This is a genomic window from Acinetobacter calcoaceticus (genome assembly GCF_051947995.1).
Classification (GTDB): domain Bacteria; phylum Pseudomonadota; class Gammaproteobacteria; order Pseudomonadales; family Moraxellaceae; genus Acinetobacter.
In genome coordinates this window covers 1-216 of the sequence record NZ_JBLVVH010000073.1, presented here as the reverse complement: position 1 = coordinate 216, position 216 = coordinate 1, and the positions used below count along the sequence as shown (strand labels likewise).

Annotated in this window: 1 protein-coding gene; it reads left to right on the top strand. The window is 69.4% G+C overall.

Features of this window, described 5'->3' with window-relative positions; translation table 11 throughout:
• The coding region (locus ACNQO6_RS18605) for a hypothetical protein (RefSeq protein ID WP_440209931.1) at nt 1-216 on the top strand (216 nt) is incomplete at both ends.

Genomic DNA, 216 nt, shown 5'->3' with positions numbered 1-216 from the left:
CGGCGCCCTCGACCAGCCTGCCGGAAGACGAAGGCGAGAAGACCGCCGGAGCACCCGGCCAAGCGCAGCCGCAGCCCGACGCCGAGGACGAGCGGACGGGTGACGAGGAAGCCGACGACGGACTCGACGACGAACGTCGCCAGGCCCTCGAGCAATGGCTGCGACAGATTCCCGACGATCCCGCCGAGTTGCTGCGGCGCAAGTTCTGGTACCAAC